Origin of the sequence: Cupriavidus pauculus (assembly GCF_022179805.1) — a bacterium.
Taxonomy (GTDB): Bacteria; Pseudomonadota; Gammaproteobacteria; order Burkholderiales; family Burkholderiaceae; genus Cupriavidus; species Cupriavidus pauculus_E.
Map to the genome: position 1 here is coordinate 12,782 of NZ_BPUO01000022.1, position 16,304 is coordinate 29,085.

Consider the following 16,304-nt stretch of genomic DNA (forward strand, 5'->3'; position numbering starts at 1 on the left):
TGATCGATCAGGTGCGCAGGTTTGCACCTGAGGGGGCGGGCGTGGCCGGCACAAGCAAACCGACCGCCAGCGCCGCCAGCCCCAGCATGCCGCCCACGGCGGCCACGCCCATCCAGCCGCCGTGTTGCGTGCCGTAGCCGCCCAGTGTGGCGCCGGCCGCGCCGCCCAGGAAGTACGACACCATGAAGACCGTGTTCAGGCGGCTGCGCGCATTGGGGCGCAGCGCGTAGATGCGCGTCTGGTTGGCGATGAAGCTGGCCCGGTTGCCAAGATCGAGCAACACCATGCAGGCGATCAGCACGGCCATGTGCCTGGCGCCGAGCGCCAGGAGCGCGAAGGCCGCGACAAGGCTGAGGGCGCCGGCCGATATCACCTTGCGGGTGTCGAAGCGGTCGGCCATCGCGCCAAGCCGTGGCGACGCCACGAGTCCGAACAGTCCAACCAGTCCGAACGCGCCAACTGCGGCGGGGCCGTAGGAATAGGGCGGCTGCGCGAGCAGGGCGGCCAGCGACGACCAGAACGCGCTGAACGCCGCGAACGTCAGGAACCCGCTCGCGATTGCAATGCGCAGCCGGGGCTCCTCGCGGATCAGGTCCAGCAGCGAGCGCATCAGGGCGCCATAGCGGATCGTCGTCAGGTTCGTGGAGGCGGGCAGGCGCGTCACCACGACGAGCAGTGCCACGTCCACCGTCGACGCGAGCAGGAACATGGCACGCCAGCCCATATGCGCGCCGACCAGCCCGCTCAACGTGCGCGCCAGCAACACGCCCGATGACAGGCCGCCGAGCAGCGTGCCCATGACGCGGCCCCGGTTGGCTGCCGAAGCGCTGCCCGAGGCTGCTGGAATGATGATCTGCGCGGTGATCGCCGTCATGCCGACCAGCGCGCTGGCGACGGCCAGCAGCGCAAACGTCGGTGCCCATGCACAGGCCAGCAATGCCACGGCGTTGACGGAGATGGCCGCCGACGCCAGCCGGCGCGGCTGGACGCTGTCCGCCAGCGGCACGATCAGCAGCAGTCCGGCGGCGTAGCCCAGTTGAGTCACCGTGGCGATCAGGTTGCCGTCGGTGGGGGTGACGCCAAACGTCGAGGCAATCTGCGGCAGCAGCGGTTGATGGTAGTAGATGGCCGACACCGCCAGGGCGCAGCTCAGGGCCATCAGGAAGACAAGGCGGGAAGTGGGCTCCGGCGCCGTGTTTGAAGCAGGTGTGGACATGCGTGGGTCCTGTCAGGCCACCGGGGCCGCGCGGATCGGCAAGGCATCGACGATCGCGTGCGGCCCCGGCAAGGCGGTGGGCAAATGTCGGCCCGGTCAGTTCATCGAGAGTTGGCCATCGGTCAGCCGCCAGAGCCCCAGCGGGTTGCCATGCCGCAGGGCCTCGGGCAGCAGCGCATCCGGAAAGCCCTGGTAGGTGACGGGCCGCAGGAAACGTTCGATCGCGCTCATGCCGACGGACGTGAAGCGGCTGTCGGAGGTGGCCGGGAACGGTCCACCGTGAATCGACGCGTACGACACTTCCTGCGGATGGGCGAAGGCGTTGATGACGATCCGGCCCGTGCGGCGTTCCAGCATCGGCAGCAGATGCGCCGCCAGCGCATGATCGGCGGACTCCAGGTGCATGGTGGCCGAAAGCTGGCCACGGAAACGCCGCGCAATGGCCAGCAACTGGTCGCTGTCAGCAACGCGCACCAGCATCGCGGCCGGGCCGAAGACCTCGTCCAGCAGCGCCGGTTCTTCCAGCAACCGGCTGCCATCGACTTCGAACAGGAAGGCCTGGCCGTCCCATTCCCTGGCAGGGCCGACGCCTGCCGCAATCGTCTCGGCACCGGCGGCGTAATGACGTTCCAGGCCCCGGCGATAGGCCAGGCTGATGGCCGGCGTCAGCATCGTGCGGGCGTGCATGGCGGTCACGCGGGCACTCATGGCTTGCCTGAGTTCGTCGTAGCCGGCGCCGTCCACGGCCAGCAGGATGGCGGGCTTCAGGCACGCCTGGCCCACGTTCACGAGCATCCGTTCGGCAAAACCGTCGCCAATTGCCGCACCGCGTGCCGCCAGTGCGTGGGGCAGCACGAAGGTCGGATTGACGCTGGTCATTTCGGTGAACACCGGAATCGGGTCTTCACGAAGCTGGGCGCGGCGGTACAACGCCATGCCGCCCGCCTCGGAGCCGGTGAACGTGACACCCTTGACGAGCGGGTGGTCCACCAGCGCCTCGCCAATCGCATTGCCGTCGCCGCGCAGCATCGAGAACACGCCTTCGTGCAGGCCGGCATCGCGCACGGCCTGCTGGATGATGCGGCCCTGGATCTCTGAAGCGCCCGGGTGCGCGTTGTGCGCCTTCAGGATGACCGGGCATCCGGCGGCCAGCGCCGATGCGGTGTCGCCGCCCGCCACCGAGTACGAGATCGGGAAGTTGCTGGCGCCGAAGATCGCAATCGGCCCGATGCCGATCTTCTGCATGCGGTGGTCCATGCGCGGGCGCGGCGCGCGCTCGGGCTGTGCCGGATCCACCGTGGCCTGCCGGAAACGACCCTGGCGTACCACCTCGGCGAACTGCCGGAACTGGGTGGCCGACTTGGTCACCTCGCCGGCAAGCTGGGCCGCGGGCAGCCCAGTTTCCAGTGCGGCGCGTTCGGATAGCACGCCGGCATTGGCATCGAGCCCGTCGGCGATCCGTTCCAGGAACGCTGCGCGCACCGTCAGGCTGGTGCTGTTGTAGCTATCGAAGGCTTCATCGGCCAGGTGTGCCGCGCGGTCGACCTCCTCGGGGCCGCCGAATGCGAAATCCGGCGCCATCCTGGTGTTCGTGGCCGGATTCAATGCCTGCATGTGACCGGCGGAGGCTACAACCTCGCGCGCGCCGATCAGCAGATTGCCAGTCAACTTCATGACGCCACCTCTTGCGACGACGCGGAGAGCGCTGCAACCAGTTCGGATGCCTTCAGGATTTCGTGGGCGAACGTCGGGCCGTTCAGATGGTGCGCCGCGTGCATCATTTCGCGGGTGAAGGCTGCCGTGGCGTCGTTGACCAGCGTGACGTGATAGCCAAGCTCCATTGCAAAGCGCGAGGTGGACTCGATGCAGGTGTTGGCCAGCAGGCCCACCACGATCACGTGGGTCACGCCTTGCTGCTTGAGCTGGAAGTCGAGGTCGGTATTGGCGAATCCGCTCTGGCCCCAGTGCTCCTGGATCAAGATGTCGCCTTCCTGCGGCACGAAATCGGGGTGCCATTCGCCGCCCCAGGTGCCCTTGGCAAAGGTATGGCGTTGCTGGATCAGGCGTTGCGTCGGGTTGGGATGGTCCCAGTTGTCGTAGTCGCCGGGCTGCCAGCGCCGGTGCGGCACATAGAAAACCTGGATGCCGGCGTCGCGCGCCGCGCCCACCGAAGCGCGCAGGTTGTCCAGCAGGCGCACGTCGTCGGCCACGTCACGCAGCATCGGAAACAGCTTGCCGCCGTCGGAAAGAAAGTCGTTGTAGGGATCCACCAGCAGCAGGCCGGTGCGCTCGGGACGATAGATTGGGTTAGCCATTTCGGTATTCCTGGGAAGACGGGTGCGACTCGGGTCGCATTTGTTGGTGCAGTGGCGCCTGCCTGCCGCATCGGGCGAACCACGCGACGTCTCGCGCGGCGGATGCAGACCAGTATAACTATGAAAATCATAGTGGCAAGGAGGAAATACGGGAGTGGGGTCGGGACGCCGCTGCCGTGGGTCATGTGATACTATGAATTTAATAGCGACTTGATTCCCGACCTGGGGCTGAACCGATGGCTCGAACCGAAGACGACACGCTGACTGCCTGCCCCGTGGCGCGATCCGTGGATGTGGTGGGCGACAAATGGACGATCCTGGTCCTGCGCGAGCTCTACATGGGGGCGACGCGCTTCGAGGAAATCCAGATCCAGACCGAGGCCACACCCCAGATGCTGACTTCCCGGCTCAAGGCGCTGGAGGCCGACGGGATGGTCGAACGGCGGCCCTACAACGAGCGGCCACTACGCTACGAATATCACCTGACGAAGAAAGGCTGGGCGTTCTACCCCGTGATCTACGCACTGCGCGCGTGGGGTGAAACGTGGAGCAAGGAGAAGGGCGAGGGCCTGGCCGTGCGCTTCGTGCACAAGACGTGCGGCCATGACATCGGCGTGGCCAGCGTCTGCAAGCATTGCGGCGTGCCTGTCGAGCGCAAGGACCTGGAACCCACGGTCAGCAAGCGGTTTGCCGAGGAACGCGCCGCGCGTGCCGAAGCCTTCGTCGCCGCGCGGCGAGCGGCAACGGGCGCGAATCCGCGACGCGACTGAAGCGCCGCCGGGGCGCACGTCACTTGCGCGGCTGGATGGTCGCTACCGCCAGCCCTGCGCCCACGAACGCACACACGGCGCAAACCAGTGACACGGCGCGCAGGGCGTCGGTGATGGCGTCGGCTTCCGCCTGCGCCATGGGCGTCCGAGGCGCCGTATGCGTGCTGCCTTCGGCCGCGCCTGTCGATGCAGCCGGCTCCAGCAATTGCCCGGTCGGGCGGGCCTCGCGGGGAACGTGCAGCGCGTCGAGCCGGGCCGACAGCGCGGCCTGGTGCGACCACACGAATACGATGCCGAGCACAGCAATGGCCAACAGGCCTGCCACGCGCGCCACCGCGTTGTTGATGCCGGACGCCACACCGACGTGCTCGCTGGGTACCGATCCCATCACGGTCGCCGTCAGTGGCGCGACCGTAATCGTCATGCCGATGCCGAGCACGGCCAGCGCCGGAAAGATCCCGATCCAGTAGCTCTCGCGCACAAGCGGCGCCGCCAGCATCGCGAAGCCGACGCCGGCCACGCACGGGCCAACGCTCAACAGCGCCCGCGCGTCAAAGCGGCTGGTCAGGCCGCCCGTGAACCGGGAAAACAGGCCGATGATGACCGGCACCGGCAGCAGCGCCGCGCCCGCTTCGGTTGCCGTATAGCCCTGTGCGCGGATCAGCGTGAAGGGCAGGAAGAGCAGTGCGCCGCTCAGGCCGAAGTAGAGCAGCAGCGTGACAAGGTTCGCGCCGGTGAAATCGCGCGAGCGAAAGACGTCGAGCGGCATCATCGGGCAAGGGCTGTTGGCCTCGATCCGCACGAATGCGGCCAGTACCAGTACGCCCGCGCCGATCATGCCCAGTACGAGCGGATCGTTGAAACCGCGCGCCGACGCCTCGGTCAGCCCGTAGGCGAGGGCGGCCAGCCCAATGGTGGCGCTGAGCGCACCAGGCCAGTCCAGTTGCTGAGGCGCGTCGAGCTTGTGGCTGTTCGGCACGGACGAGATCGCCAGCGCGATTGTCGCCACGGCAAGCGGCACGTTGAGGAAGAAAATCGCGCGCCATGACCAGACATCGACCAGCCACCCACCCGCCACCGGCCCCACCGCCGACGTGATGGCCCCGACGGCCGACCACGTGCCGATAGCGCGTCCGCGCGCTTCGCCTTCATAGATGGCACCGATGATTGCCAGGCTGCTGGGCACGAAGAACGCCGCGCCGATACCCTGCAAGGCACGGGCCGCAATCAGCGACCCGGCGTTGGGCGCGAGCCCGCAAGCGACCGACGCCACGGTGAAGACCCCGATGCCCGCGATGAAGACGGTGCGGCGGCCGAGCTTGTCGCCCATCGACCCGCCCACCAGCACCAGGGAGCCGAGAAAGAGCAGATAGGCGTTGACGATCCATTGCATCTCGGCAACGCTCGCGCCGAGTTCGCTTTGCATGGTGGGCAGCGCCACGTTGACCACCGAGCCGTCGATGAACGCCATGCTCGACCCCAGGATGGTCGCAGCCAGCGCCATGCGCTTGCGCAGGCAGGGACGGTCTACCGCGTCGGGCTGCGCGCGGATCACCAGTTCGTCACAGGGGCTGGCTTGCGCCGCCAGGGCGTGCGCGGTCCCGGCGGACTGGCGGTCGCGATCGAGAAATTGCGGGCTGGCCAAGGTCACTCCCGTGCGGGTCGACGGTGACTGGCATGGTAGCAATCCCACCCGGACTATGTGCGACGCCCGCTATTCGGCCCGTTCTGAAATATCTAAGATCGTTCTCCAAAAGATTCACTTCCGCCACTTTGCGAGAAGGGAAAGGATGTCGGTTCAGCGGTTGATATCGCCGCAAGTTGCTATCCGTTCACTTGAGGGCTTCTGTCCGAGGAGCACGCCATGAGACACCCCGCACATCCTGGAGCACTGGCCGGCGCGCTGCTTTCGCTGATCGCGGCAGCGGGGCCGGCGTTGGCCGAGGACTCCGCCGATCTTGCCAAGAAGCTGTCCAATCCGGTGGCGGCGCTGATCAGCGTGCCATTTCAGTTCAACTACGATCGCGGCATCGGGCCGGTGCATGACGGCGACCGCCTGACGATGAACTTCCAGCCCGTGGTGCCGATTTCCCTGAACGAAGACTGGAACGTGATTTCGCGCACGATTCTGCCGATCACCCATCAGTCGTCGATCACACTGGGATCGGGCTCGCAGACAGGGCTCGGCGACACCTTGCAGAGTGCGTTTTTCTCGCCCAAGGAGCCGACAGCCGGCGGGCTGATCTGGGGTGTTGGCCCGGCGTTGCTGTTGCCGACCGGGACGGAAAACCAGTTGAGCGGGCGCAAGTGGGGACTGGGTCCGACGGCCGTTGGCCTGATCCAGCACGGGCCGTGGACCTACGGCGCGCTGGGTAACCACATCTGGTCGGTGGCGGGAGACAACGGGCGTCCGGCGGTGAGCAGCACGTTCATCCAGCCCTTCCTGGCCTATACGACGCCGACGGCATGGACGTACACGGTCAACACCGAGTCGACCTACGACTGGAAGCAGTCGCAGTGGAGCATTCCGATTCACGCCGGGGCGAGCAAGCTCGTGAAGATCCAGGGCCGGCCGGTGAGCTTTGGCCTGTACGCCACCTATTGGGCCGACTCCCCATCGACGGGCCCGCATGGCTGGGGCGGCCGCGCAGTCGTCACGCTGCTGTTTCCGAAATAGGCAGCGAAACGGTCCTGCGCGGCGGGCGCCAAGGCAAGGCTTACGCTTTGCGGCTTACGGCGTCACTAGGTCAAACTTGGGATCGAACTGGTCGAGCATGCCCAGCCAGGCCTGCAGCACGGCCGGATCGCCCTCGATCTTCGCCTGGCCGGCCTGCATGGCCGCCTGCAGCGTGGTCTGGCCCAGCAGCGTACCGATCAGCACCGCACGGGGCGCCTTCAGCGTGACCTGGGCATTGGCGTGCTGGCGTCCGGCCTTGTAGAGGAAGACCGAGTTCTCCACGCTGAGCGCGTATTCCTTGCCGGTATCGGGCTGCACCCAGTTGATGCGCATCTCGCGGCCCACCGACCGGTCGCTGTTCAGCCGCACCGAGAGCAGGTCGAGCAGCATCGTATCGGTCATGGCGCGCACCATGTCCGGGCTCGACGTTTGCGTGGCCTGGGCCTTGGATACGCCATTGCGCAGTTCGTAGGCGCCCATCAGATAGGCGCTGCGCCACGCGGCGGATTCGGCCTGATAACCAAGCTGCTCCAGCGCGTCGGCTTCCAGATTGCGCGCGGCCTGGTTGGCAGGGTCGGCGAACACCACGTGCTTGACCACCTCGGCCACCCAGCGGTAATCGCCCTGGGCATACGACTGGCGTGCCTGGGCCAGTACCTTGTCCGCGCCGCCCATGAACTTCACGTAGCGTTGGCCGGCGTCTTCGGGCGGCAGCGGATGCAGGTCGGCCGGGTTGCCGCTATACCAGCCCAGATAGCGCTGGTACACGGCCTTGGCATTGTGGTTGACCGTGCCGTAGTAGCTGCGCAGGTCCCATTGGCTGGCCAGCGAGGGCGGCATTTTCAGGCGCTCCGCGATCTCGGTCATCGTGTAGCCCTGGTTGGCCAGGCGCAGCGACTGGTCGTGGATGAACTTGTAGCCGTCGCGCTGGCGCGCGAGCAATGCCGCGATATTCTGCAGGCCCCATTTCGGCCAGTGGTGCTGGGCGAACAGCACTTCGGTGCGGGCACCGAACGTGTCGGCTGTCTCGTCCAGCGCGCGCCACCACTGGTTGGCATCGCGCACCTGGGCGCCGCGGATCGTGTAGAGGTTGTGGAGGTTGTGGGTGACGTCCTCGGCCGCGCACAGGGCCTTCCATTGCGGGAAGTAGACCAGCATCTCGGCCGGTGCCTCGCTGCCGGGCGCCATCTGGAATTCCATCTGCACGCCATCGATGGTGCGCTTCTCGCCGGACTTGGTTACCAGGTCCGTGGGGGCGATCAACGTGACGGTGCCCAGCGATACGGTCTTGCCCAGGCCGGCATCGACCTGGCCCTTTGCGCTCTTGGGCAACAGCGCGCCAAACATGTACTGGGCCCGGCGGCTCATGGCGTTGCCGGCGTAGATGTTCTCGCTGACCGCCTCCTCCATGAAGCCTTCCGGCGCCAGGATGCGCACGCGGCCGGCCTTGACATCGGCCTCGTCGACCACGCCCTTGACCCCACCAAAATGGTCGACGTGGCTGTGGGTGTAGATCACCGCCACCACCGGCTTGCGCGGGCGATGCTTGTAGTACAGGTCCAGCGCGGCGCGCGCCGTCTCCGACGTCAGGAGCGGATCGATAATGATCAGGCCCGTGTCGCCCTCGATCAGCGTCATATTCGACAGGTCGAATCCACGCACCTGGTAGATGCGGTCCGTCACCTGGAACAGCCCGTGCTTCATGTTGAGCTGCGCCTGGCGCCAGAGGCTTGGGTTGACCGTGGCCGGCGCGGTCTGGCTCTCCAGGAACGCATAGCCGTTCAGGTCCCAGACCACACGGCCCTGAGCATTGCGGATTTCGCCGTTGTCCAGCGTGCCGATCCATCCGCGCTGGGCGTCTTCAAAGTCCTGGCGGTCGGCGAAGGGCAGTTGCTGCAGCACATCGGCGTTGGCCGTCTGCGTGGCGCGGGTGGCGTCTGCGGGGGCGGGCGGGGTGCCGGCGGCCAGGGCGTTGCCGAACATCAGTGCCGCGACGGCGCTCATCGCGGCGGATTTGCGAAACATGTCTGTCTCCTCTCTGCGGGGTTGTTTGTCGTGCTTTTTGGGGATGGGGACTTAGCGCCAGTCCTGCGCAATCATGTGCGCGCCTTTCTCGCCGATCATGATCGACGGCGCGTTGGTATTGCCGCCAACCAGCGTGGGCATGATCGAGGCATCGACCACGCGCAGCCGCTCCATGCCGCGCACGCGCAGGCGATGGTCGACCACGGCTGACTCGTCGTTGCCCATGCGGCAGGTGCCCACCGGGTGGTAGATGCTGTCGGTACGCTGACGCAGCAGGTGCACCAGTTCGTCATCGGAGCGCGCGTTCTTCACATAGAGCTCGCGCGGCGCATAGCGCGCCATCGGGCCGCTGGACATGATCTCGCGCGTGAGCTTGTAGCCCTTGAGCAGGCGTTCCACGTCGTCTTGATCGCCCAGGAAATTCGGGTCGATGCGCGGCGGCGCCAGCGGATTGGCCGATTGCAGGCCCACCGATCCGCGGCTCTTCGGGCGCAGCACGCAGACGTGGCAGCTCATGCCGTGACCCAGGTGCTGCTTGCGGTTGTGGTCATCCACGATGCCGGTCACCCAGTGAAGCTGGACATCGGGGCGCGCCAGCGCCGGATCCGTGCGCAGGAACGCGCCGGCTTCGCCAAAGTTGCTGGCCAGCAGGCCGGTCTGGTGCTTGCGGTATTCGAAGAAGGCACGCGTCATGGTGGCGGCGCCACTCAGCGACAGGCCCATCAGCGACGTGTCTTTCGTCTTGTACGGCAGCACGTAGTCGGGATGATCGACCAGCCCCTGGCCCACGCCCGGCAGCGCATGGCGCAGCGGAATGCGGTGCGGCTTCAGCGCGGCCTCGTCGCCGATGCCGGATAGCAGCAGCAACTGCGGCGAACCGAACGCGCCGGCGGCCACGATGGTCTCGCGCTTGGCGATCACGTCCACGGGCCGGCCCTTGGCACGGACGCTCACGCCCTGCGCCACGTTGCCGCGCAGGATCAGGTTCGTGGCGTGCACGCCGGTCATGACCGTGAGGTTGGGACGCTCCGTGCGCAGCGGATGCAGGAAGGCCACCGCCGCGCTGCAGCGCCGGCCGTTGCGGATCGTCACGTGATAGTGGCCCACGCCTTCCTGATCGGCGCCGTTGAAGTCGGCATTGACCTTGTGGCCCGCCGCGCGTCCGGCCTCGATGAACGCGTGCGTGGCAGGGTGGGCGTCAAGCTTGCTGACGCTCAGTTCGCCGCCGGCACCGTGAAACGCGTTGGCGCCGCCGAAGAAGTCCTCGGACTGGCGGAACCATGGCAGCACCTCGTCATAGGACCAGCCGGCATTGCCCATCGCGGCCCAGTCGTCATAGTCGGTGCGATGGCCACGGATGTAGATCATCGCGTTGATGGCGCTGCTGCCGCCCAGCGTCTTGCCACGCGGCTGGTAGCCGAGCCGGCCGTTCAGGCCCGGCTGCGGCACGGTCTTGAAGGCCCAGTTGACGTGGCGCGTGGGCAGGATGCCGATGATGCCGGCCGGGGTGTGGATCAGCGGCGAGCGGTCGGTCGGGCCGGCCTCGATCAGGCAGACGCGCACGGCGGGATCGGCGCTCAGGCGGTTGGCCAGCACGCAGCCGGCTGATCCGGCGCCCACGATAACGTAGTCGAATTCCATGATGTGTAGGGTGTGGGTCAGCGGTGTGGTCAGTCCTGGCGCGCCGGGGCGTGCGTGGGCGTGGCGGGTTGGTGGGGACGGTGGGCAGGCTCGGACGGCGTGGCGCCAAGGAACAGGCGCAGCGCCAGCCGCTGGACGAACGTGCCGTACGGCGGGTGGAACAGTTCGATCGGAAACCACTGGCGCTCGGCGAATACCGCCTTGGCGTGCGACAGCTCGCGGAAGCCTTCGGCGCCGTGGTAGTTGCCCATGCCCGAGGTGCCGGTGCCGCCAAACGGCAGGTCGTGATTGAGCACGTGCCAGCCCCAGTCGTTGAGCGTCACGCCGCCCGCGTGGGTGCGTTGCATCAGCGTCTCGGTCTCGGCCTTGTCCTTGCCGAAGTAGTACATCGCCAGCGGCCGGGTACCAGCGCGGACGTGCTCGATGACATCGTCAAAGCTGCGGTACGTGAACACCGGCAGGATCGGGCCGAAGATTTCTTCCTGCGCGATCCGCATGCGGGGCGTGACGCCCAGCACGACGTGCAGCGGCATCCGGTTGCCGTTTTCCGGCATGTCTGCCCGCATGACTTGGGCGCCATGGGCGCGGGCGTTGTCCAGCAGTTCCTGCATGCGGCGATGGGCGCGCGCATGAATGACCGACGTGTAGTCGTCGCCGCCGACCGGGAACAGCTTGGCGGCCTGGGTCAGGACTTCGTTGGCAAAGCGGGTGGCGTCGCCTTCGGGCACCAGCGCGTAGTCGGGCGCCACGCAGATCTGGCCCGCGTTGACGGTCTTGCCATGCGCAATGCGGCGTGCGGCCGTCGACAGGTCGGCGCTGCGCGACACGATGGCAGGTGACTTGCCGCCCAGTTCCAGCGTCACGGGCGTCAGGTGCTCGGCGGCTGCGCGCATGACGTGCCGGCCCACCTCGGGAGACCCAGTGAAGACCAGGTGATCGAACGGCAGGGCGGTGAACTGGCGCGCCACGTCGGCATCGCCTTCGACCACGGCCACTTCGTCTTCGGCAAACACGTCGGCCAGCAGCGCGCGCAGCGCGGCCGAGGTGTGCGGCGCGTATTCCGACGTCTTGATCATGCAGCGATTGCCGGCGGCCAGTGCCGTGGCCAGCGGACCCAGCGCCAGGTAGATCGGGAAGTTCCACGGCACCACCACGCCGACCACCCCCTTGGGCTGGTAGCGGACGCTGGCGCGATTGCCCAGGAACAGCAATTCCACATGCCGGCGCGAGGGGCGCATCCAGCGGCGCAGGTTGCCAAGCAGGTGGTTGATATGCAGGACGGAGGGCAGCACGTCGACCGTCATGGTCTCGGCATGGGCGCGCCCGCCAAAGTCGCGATCGGCCGCAATGGCCAGGTGGCTCGCGTGCCGGCGCACCGCGGCGCGCAGGTTGCGCAAGGCGGTCTTGCGCATGACCAGTGACGGATAAGGCATGTCGCCAAACGCCGCACGCTGCGCGGCGAGCAGGTTTTCCATTTCGTGCGGCGCTATCATCACAGTAAAAACCCCTGAAATTAAACTGAACAGTCAGTACAATTTCAGTGTCGTGGGGATGACAACCCGGTGTCAAGGCCGCAGGGCAGCACCTAGGGCAAGTCCGGAGGGGCCGTATGGCGCCGCTGCTACAATTCGCGACACCTTCAATCGGTGAGTTCGATGAGCGCAAGTGAAACCGGCGACGCTGTCGCCACCCCGGCCGGGCCGACGAAGTACCGCAGGGGGCTGGAGACCCGCAATCGCGTGATCACGCTCACCAAGGCGCTGATCGCCGAGCACGGCTATAGCGAGGTGACGCTCGACCAGATTTCGACCCAGGCCAACGTGGCCAAGAGCAGCCTGCTGTGGCATTTCGGCAGCAAGGACATGCTGCTGGCCGAAGCCGCCATCAACCTGTTCCAGGAAATCGAACTGGAGCTGGATCCCGAGGACCTCGTCGGCAAGTCAACCCGGGAGCGCGTGGACGAAGTGTTTGAGCGCGTGGCGAACTACTTCACGCGCAACCCCGAAACCAAGGGCGTGGTGCTGGCGCTGCTGTTTTCCGCCACCACGCCGCAGACCGTGCGCGAGCATATCCGCGAGGGCTGGGAAGGACACGTCCGCGTGCTGGTGGATGCGTTGAGTACGCCTGAGCGTCCGCTGCCGGCACCGATGGCGCGCGCCGTGATGGCGTTGTTCCACGGCGCCTACTGCCACTGGTACGCCAATGGCCGCGTGCAACCCATCGAAACGTACATGGACCCGGCGCGCGAGCTGGTCATGCACTGGCTGGAGCCGGAGACGCGCCAGCGCTGAACGACCGGACCTACGCGGTCCGAAGGGTCTCGTCCAGCCAGTCAAGGACCGTGCGGTTCAGCAACGAGCGGTTTCCCATTTCACAGTGATCGGCCGCGCCCTGGGCATGGCTGAAGCGCAGCAAGGTCTTCGGACAACGCAGCAGTTCGAAATACGCCTGCGTGCCGTGGACGAGCGGATCGTTTTCGGCCAGCGTGAACAACGTCGGGCATTGAATCCGGTCAATGCGCCCAGCCATGGTGAAGCCTTCCACCGACGCGAGGTAATCGCGCAAGTTCGTCACGCCATTCACCCAATAGCCACGTTGCAAGACCGACCAGCGGAGTTTTCTGCTCTGGGCGATGCTGTCTTCCATGCGCGCCAGCAGCACGTCTGGGAGTTCGTGAAGCCGGGCCGCCTGTTCGGGTGTGGCGCCGAGCTGGACCGCGTACGCGCGAAAGCCATCGGCAATGCATGATTGGGCCGGATCGGCGATGCACGCGGCAAGGCGGGGCTCGCCGGATGCGGCGCGTGGTGCCAGGTAACCGCCCAGGCTCCAGCCACTCAACGCGATCCGGTCCGGATCGACGTTCGGCAGGCCGAGCGCATAGTCCACGACGGTTCGGATCACGGTCTCCCAGTCTGGCCGGAGCGGAATGCCGTGTTCGATAAGCGTCGTACCTTGGCCCGGGCCGTCAAAAATCAGGCAGTGATACCCCCTGCGCGATGCGGCAACGGCCGATGCGAAGTAGGGGTCGGTTGCGGTGCCGTCGTACCCATTTGTGAGGATCAGCAGGGGGTGGCGTTCGCGCGCCCGACCCTGGGCCGGAATGACGTACGCGAGCATCGAGGCCGTATCCCATGGAATCCGCACGGGTTGGACCGGATCGTCGCTCAACGCAAGGCCCTGGTCGAATGCCTGGATCTGGCGCCGCGAAGCCGCGATGACCCGTGGGTCGACCGGACTGCCGAAGAGCGGATGGAACGCCTTGCCGTAGAAGCAGGCCGCGCGCAAATAACACTCGCGGGCGCTGGCCCGGTGCCCGCGTGCCTCGGCCGCGTGCGCCTCGTCGATCAACCTGTCGGCGGCGTCCGTCCAGGCGTCATGGAACGCATCGTCGTCGCCTTGGCCCACCACCTGTGCGATCCGTCTGATCTCGCCGAAATCGGCGCCACCGTAGGGGATGTAGGCCAGCGGCCATGTCCCGAGCTGTTCATGCAGGGCGTCACTGAAGAGTTGGCTCACGATCACGCTCCGGTTGCTGCGCTGGCGCAGCGTTGCCGCTTCGCTGAATCAGACAGCTTCCGTTGATGGAGTCGATGCGGTCGATGCGGTCGTTGCGTCCTCGTCGACCTCCACACCACTGGTCTTTAGCAGCGTCTTCCGAAAAATCTCCACGAGCGGCCGCAGGTTGACCCTGTGCCACGCCGCCCAAAGCGGCATCCGATAGGTAAAGCCCGGCAATTCTTGAAACACCACCCCGGCAGGCGCGTGATGGCGCAGGCTGCGCTGGACCGTGGTCACGCCAAGGCCGGCGGCTACCAGCCCCAGGGCTGCCAGCGGCTCGGTGGCCTCCATCGTGATCGTCGGTGTAAAGCCCGCCCGGGCGCACGCGGCGATGAAGGCGTCGTGCCGCAGCGCGCTTTCGCGATGCATCACGCCGATCCACTTCTGCGCGCCGAGTTCGTCAGGCGTGATCGACGACTGGGCAGCCAGCGGATGTCCTTCGGGCAGGGCCAGCAGCATCGGATCGTTAAGCACCTGGGCCGCCACCAGATCGGGATCGTCGGGCTCCGGCGGTTCACAGACCAGCGCGACGTCCAGGCTGCGTTGGCGCAGCCCTTCGAGCTGGTCGTGGGATGGCAGGTTGTACAGCGCGATATGCACGGCTGACCGGTCTTCGTGCAACGCGCGCAGCGCACTGGGCAGCACGCCCGAGTGCATCGCGTATTCGAGATAGCCAATGCACAGCCCGCCTTCGTCACCGCGACCAAGGCGGCGCGCCAGCGATTCCAGCCGGTTGGCATGGGTCAGCAGCGCACGCGTTTCGGCCAGGAAGGTACGGCCGTCGCGGGTCAGGCGGATGCGCTGCTGCGATCGTTCGAACAGCGTCAGCTCGAGCTTTTCTTCAAGCTGCGCGATCTGTCGGCTAAGTGGCGATTGGGAGATATGCAGCCGTTCGGCGGCACGCCCGACGTGCTCGTCCTCGGCGACGGCCACGAAATAGTGAAGCTGGCGGATATCCAACATGTCAGACCTAGTGAGACTCAAGTGTTTCGAATTCTGTCTTAGACAGACTTAACTCGCAATCCTAGACTGCCTTCACCCCAACTTACTTTGTATCTGGAGCAGTCATGAGTCTCAAGGACAAACTCGCCGGCCACGTGCTCGGCTTTGGCACCGCCCCCCTGGGCAACATGTTCCGCGACATCCCCGAAGCCGAGGCGCAAGCCACCGTGGACGCCGCGTGGGATCAGGGCGTGCGCTACTTCGATACGGCACCGTTCTATGGCGCCGGGCTTTCGGAAATCCGCCTTGGTCAGGCGCTGGCCCGCCGCCCGCGTGACGAATACGTGCTCAGCACCAAGGTCGGCCGGCTGATCTCGGATGAAGTGGAAGACGCCGCCGCCCGGGCGCTGGGCGAAAAAAGCGGTCTGTTCGTGGCGGGCCGCCCGAACAAGCTGGTGGTCGACTACACGGCCGACGGCACGCTGCGCTCGATCGAGGACAGCCTCAAGCGCTTGGAGACCGACCGCATCGACTTTGTCTGGATCCACGACATCGCGCAGGACTTCTACGGCGACGAATGGCTGTCGTACTTCGAGACAGCCCGCAAGGGTGCCTTCCGCGCACTGACGCGTCTGCGCGAAGAGGGCGTGATCAAGGCCTGGGGCCTGGGTGTGAATCGTGTCGAGCCCATCGAACTGACGCTGGAACTGTCCGAAGCCCAACCGGACGGATTCCTGCTGGCAGGCCGCTATTCGCTGCTGGACCACGAGCGCGCGCTGCAGCGGCTGATGCCGAAGGCCGCCGAACGCCAGACGCATATCGTGGCGGGTGGCCCTTACAGCTCGGGCATCCTGGCCGGCGGCACGCATTTCGAATACCAGAAGGCACCGGCCGAGATCATCAGCAAGGTAGAACGCATCAAGACCGTGGCGCAGCGCCATGGCGTGAGCGTCAAGGCTGCCGCACTCCAGTTCGTGCTGGCCAATCCGGCGGTGGCCGCCGTGATTCCGGGCGCCAGCCGACCGGAACGCATCGCCGAGGACACGGCCGGGCTGAAGCAGGACATTCCCGCCGAATTCTGGCGTGACCTGCGCGCACAGCACCTGGTGGCCGAGAACGCGCCGCTGCCCATCGATACATCGGACCGCGACTGATCAGAG

General features: G+C 66.4%; 13 protein-coding genes. 4 read left to right on the forward strand and 9 right to left on the reverse strand.

Annotation, left to right across the window (positions count from 1 at the left end; genetic code table 11):
* Positions 1-7: 7 nt before the first annotated feature.
* From MFF62_RS28495 to MFF62_RS28505, 3 genes are all read right to left on the reverse strand, one after another.
* Positions 8-1,216 carry an MFS transporter gene (locus MFF62_RS28495; protein ID WP_238266951.1) on the reverse strand — a complete coding sequence of 403 codons (1,209 nt, stop codon included), beginning with the start codon at positions 1,214-1,216 and terminating at the stop codon, positions 8-10.
* Positions 1,217-1,312: 96 nt separating this feature from the next.
* Complete coding sequence (locus tag MFF62_RS28500; RefSeq protein ID WP_238266952.1) at positions 1,313-2,890, reverse strand: aldehyde dehydrogenase (NADP(+)); 1,578 nt, start codon at positions 2,888-2,890, stop codon at positions 1,313-1,315.
* The gene (locus tag MFF62_RS28505; protein ID WP_238266953.1) at positions 2,887-3,531 is read right to left on the reverse strand and encodes a cysteine hydrolase family protein; all 645 of its coding nucleotides are present in this window, start codon (positions 3,529-3,531) and stop codon (positions 2,887-2,889) included. The genes MFF62_RS28500 and MFF62_RS28505 overlap by 4 nt, the downstream gene beginning before the upstream one ends.
* Positions 3,532-3,767: 236 nt before the next feature.
* Between MFF62_RS28505 and MFF62_RS28510 the strand changes: the two genes are divergently transcribed.
* Positions 3,768-4,301, forward strand: coding sequence for a winged helix-turn-helix transcriptional regulator (locus MFF62_RS28510; RefSeq protein ID WP_238266955.1), 534 nt, complete (start codon positions 3,768-3,770; stop codon positions 4,299-4,301).
* A gap of 19 nt (positions 4,302-4,320) precedes the next feature.
* Here the strand turns inward: MFF62_RS28510 and MFF62_RS28515 are convergent, their stop codons facing one another.
* Entirely contained in the window at positions 4,321-5,946 is a 1,626-nt protein-coding gene (locus MFF62_RS28515; protein WP_238266957.1) for an MFS transporter, read from the reverse strand.
* A 219-nt stretch (positions 5,947-6,165) separates the two neighbouring features.
* On the opposite strand from MFF62_RS28515, the gene MFF62_RS28520 reads away from it, so the two are divergent.
* Complete coding sequence (locus MFF62_RS28520; RefSeq protein ID WP_238266958.1) at positions 6,166-6,978, forward strand: transporter; 813 nt, start codon at positions 6,166-6,168, stop codon at positions 6,976-6,978.
* A 54-nt stretch (positions 6,979-7,032) separates the two neighbouring features.
* On the opposite strand, the gene MFF62_RS28525 is transcribed toward MFF62_RS28520, so the two are convergent.
* Genes MFF62_RS28525 through MFF62_RS28535 form a run of 3 tightly spaced genes read right to left on the reverse strand, consistent with a single transcriptional unit; the run spans position 7,033 to position 12,119 of the window.
* Entirely contained in the window at positions 7,033-9,003 is a 1,971-nt protein-coding gene (locus MFF62_RS28525; protein ID WP_238266960.1) for an alkyl/aryl-sulfatase, read from the reverse strand.
* A gap of 51 nt (positions 9,004-9,054) precedes the next feature.
* Positions 9,055-10,644: a GMC family oxidoreductase gene (locus tag MFF62_RS28530; RefSeq protein ID WP_238266961.1), complete on the reverse strand. Its 1,590-nt coding sequence runs from the start codon at positions 10,642-10,644 to the stop codon at positions 9,055-9,057.
* A 29-nt stretch (positions 10,645-10,673) separates the two neighbouring features.
* Entirely contained in the window at positions 10,674-12,119 is a 1,446-nt protein-coding gene (locus MFF62_RS28535; protein WP_238266963.1) for a coniferyl aldehyde dehydrogenase, read from the reverse strand.
* A gap of 180 nt (positions 12,120-12,299) precedes the next feature.
* Between MFF62_RS28535 and MFF62_RS28540 the strand changes: the two genes are divergently transcribed.
* Positions 12,300-12,935 carry a TetR/AcrR family transcriptional regulator gene (locus MFF62_RS28540; protein WP_238266965.1) on the forward strand — a complete coding sequence of 212 codons (636 nt, stop codon included), beginning with the start codon at positions 12,300-12,302 and terminating at the stop codon, positions 12,933-12,935.
* 10 nt (positions 12,936-12,945) lie between these two features.
* On the opposite strand, the gene MFF62_RS28545 is transcribed toward MFF62_RS28540, so the two are convergent.
* Together MFF62_RS28545 and MFF62_RS28550 are read right to left on the reverse strand one after the other, a co-directional pair.
* Positions 12,946-14,160 (reverse strand): alpha/beta hydrolase family protein, encoded by a 1,215-nt coding sequence (locus MFF62_RS28545; protein ID WP_238266967.1) that lies wholly within the window; start codon positions 14,158-14,160, stop codon positions 12,946-12,948.
* Between the two features lie 48 nt (positions 14,161-14,208).
* The gene (locus tag MFF62_RS28550) at positions 14,209-15,165 is read right to left on the reverse strand and encodes a LysR family transcriptional regulator (protein ID WP_238266969.1); all 957 of its coding nucleotides are present in this window, start codon (positions 15,163-15,165) and stop codon (positions 14,209-14,211) included.
* A 104-nt stretch (positions 15,166-15,269) separates the two neighbouring features.
* Between MFF62_RS28550 and MFF62_RS28555 the strand changes: the two genes are divergently transcribed.
* Positions 15,270-16,298 (forward strand): aldo/keto reductase, encoded by a 1,029-nt coding sequence (locus MFF62_RS28555; protein ID WP_238266971.1) that lies wholly within the window; start codon positions 15,270-15,272, stop codon positions 16,296-16,298.
* Positions 16,299-16,304 lie beyond the last annotated feature (6 nt).

Bases quoted from the DNA above. Each gene is read 5' to 3' on its own strand.
- MFF62_RS28495 (WP_238266951.1), bottom strand. From the start codon at position 1,216: ATGTCCACACCTGCTTCAAACACGGCGCCGGAGCCCACTTCCCGCCTT.
- MFF62_RS28500 (WP_238266952.1), bottom strand. From the start codon at position 2,890: ATGAAGTTGACTGGCAATCTGCTGATCGGCGCGCGCGAGGTTGTAGCC.
- MFF62_RS28505 (WP_238266953.1), bottom strand. From the start codon at position 3,531: ATGGCTAACCCAATCTATCGTCCCGAGCGCACCGGCCTGCTGCTGGTG.
- MFF62_RS28510 (WP_238266955.1), top strand. From the start codon at position 3,768: ATGGCTCGAACCGAAGACGACACGCTGACTGCCTGCCCCGTGGCGCGA.
- MFF62_RS28520 (WP_238266958.1), top strand. From the start codon at position 6,166: ATGAGACACCCCGCACATCCTGGAGCACTGGCCGGCGCGCTGCTTTCG.
- MFF62_RS28525 (WP_238266960.1), bottom strand. From the start codon at position 9,003: ATGTTTCGCAAATCCGCCGCGATGAGCGCCGTCGCGGCACTGATGTTC.
- MFF62_RS28530 (WP_238266961.1), bottom strand. From the start codon at position 10,644: ATGGAATTCGACTACGTTATCGTGGGCGCCGGATCAGCCGGCTGCGTG.
- MFF62_RS28535 (WP_238266963.1), bottom strand. From the start codon at position 12,119: ATGGAAAACCTGCTCGCCGCGCAGCGTGCGGCGTTTGGCGACATGCCT.
- MFF62_RS28540 (WP_238266965.1), top strand. From the start codon at position 12,300: ATGAGCGCAAGTGAAACCGGCGACGCTGTCGCCACCCCGGCCGGGCCG.
- MFF62_RS28550 (WP_238266969.1), bottom strand. From the start codon at position 15,165: ATGTTGGATATCCGCCAGCTTCACTATTTCGTGGCCGTCGCCGAGGAC.
- MFF62_RS28555 (WP_238266971.1), top strand. From the start codon at position 15,270: ATGAGTCTCAAGGACAAACTCGCCGGCCACGTGCTCGGCTTTGGCACC.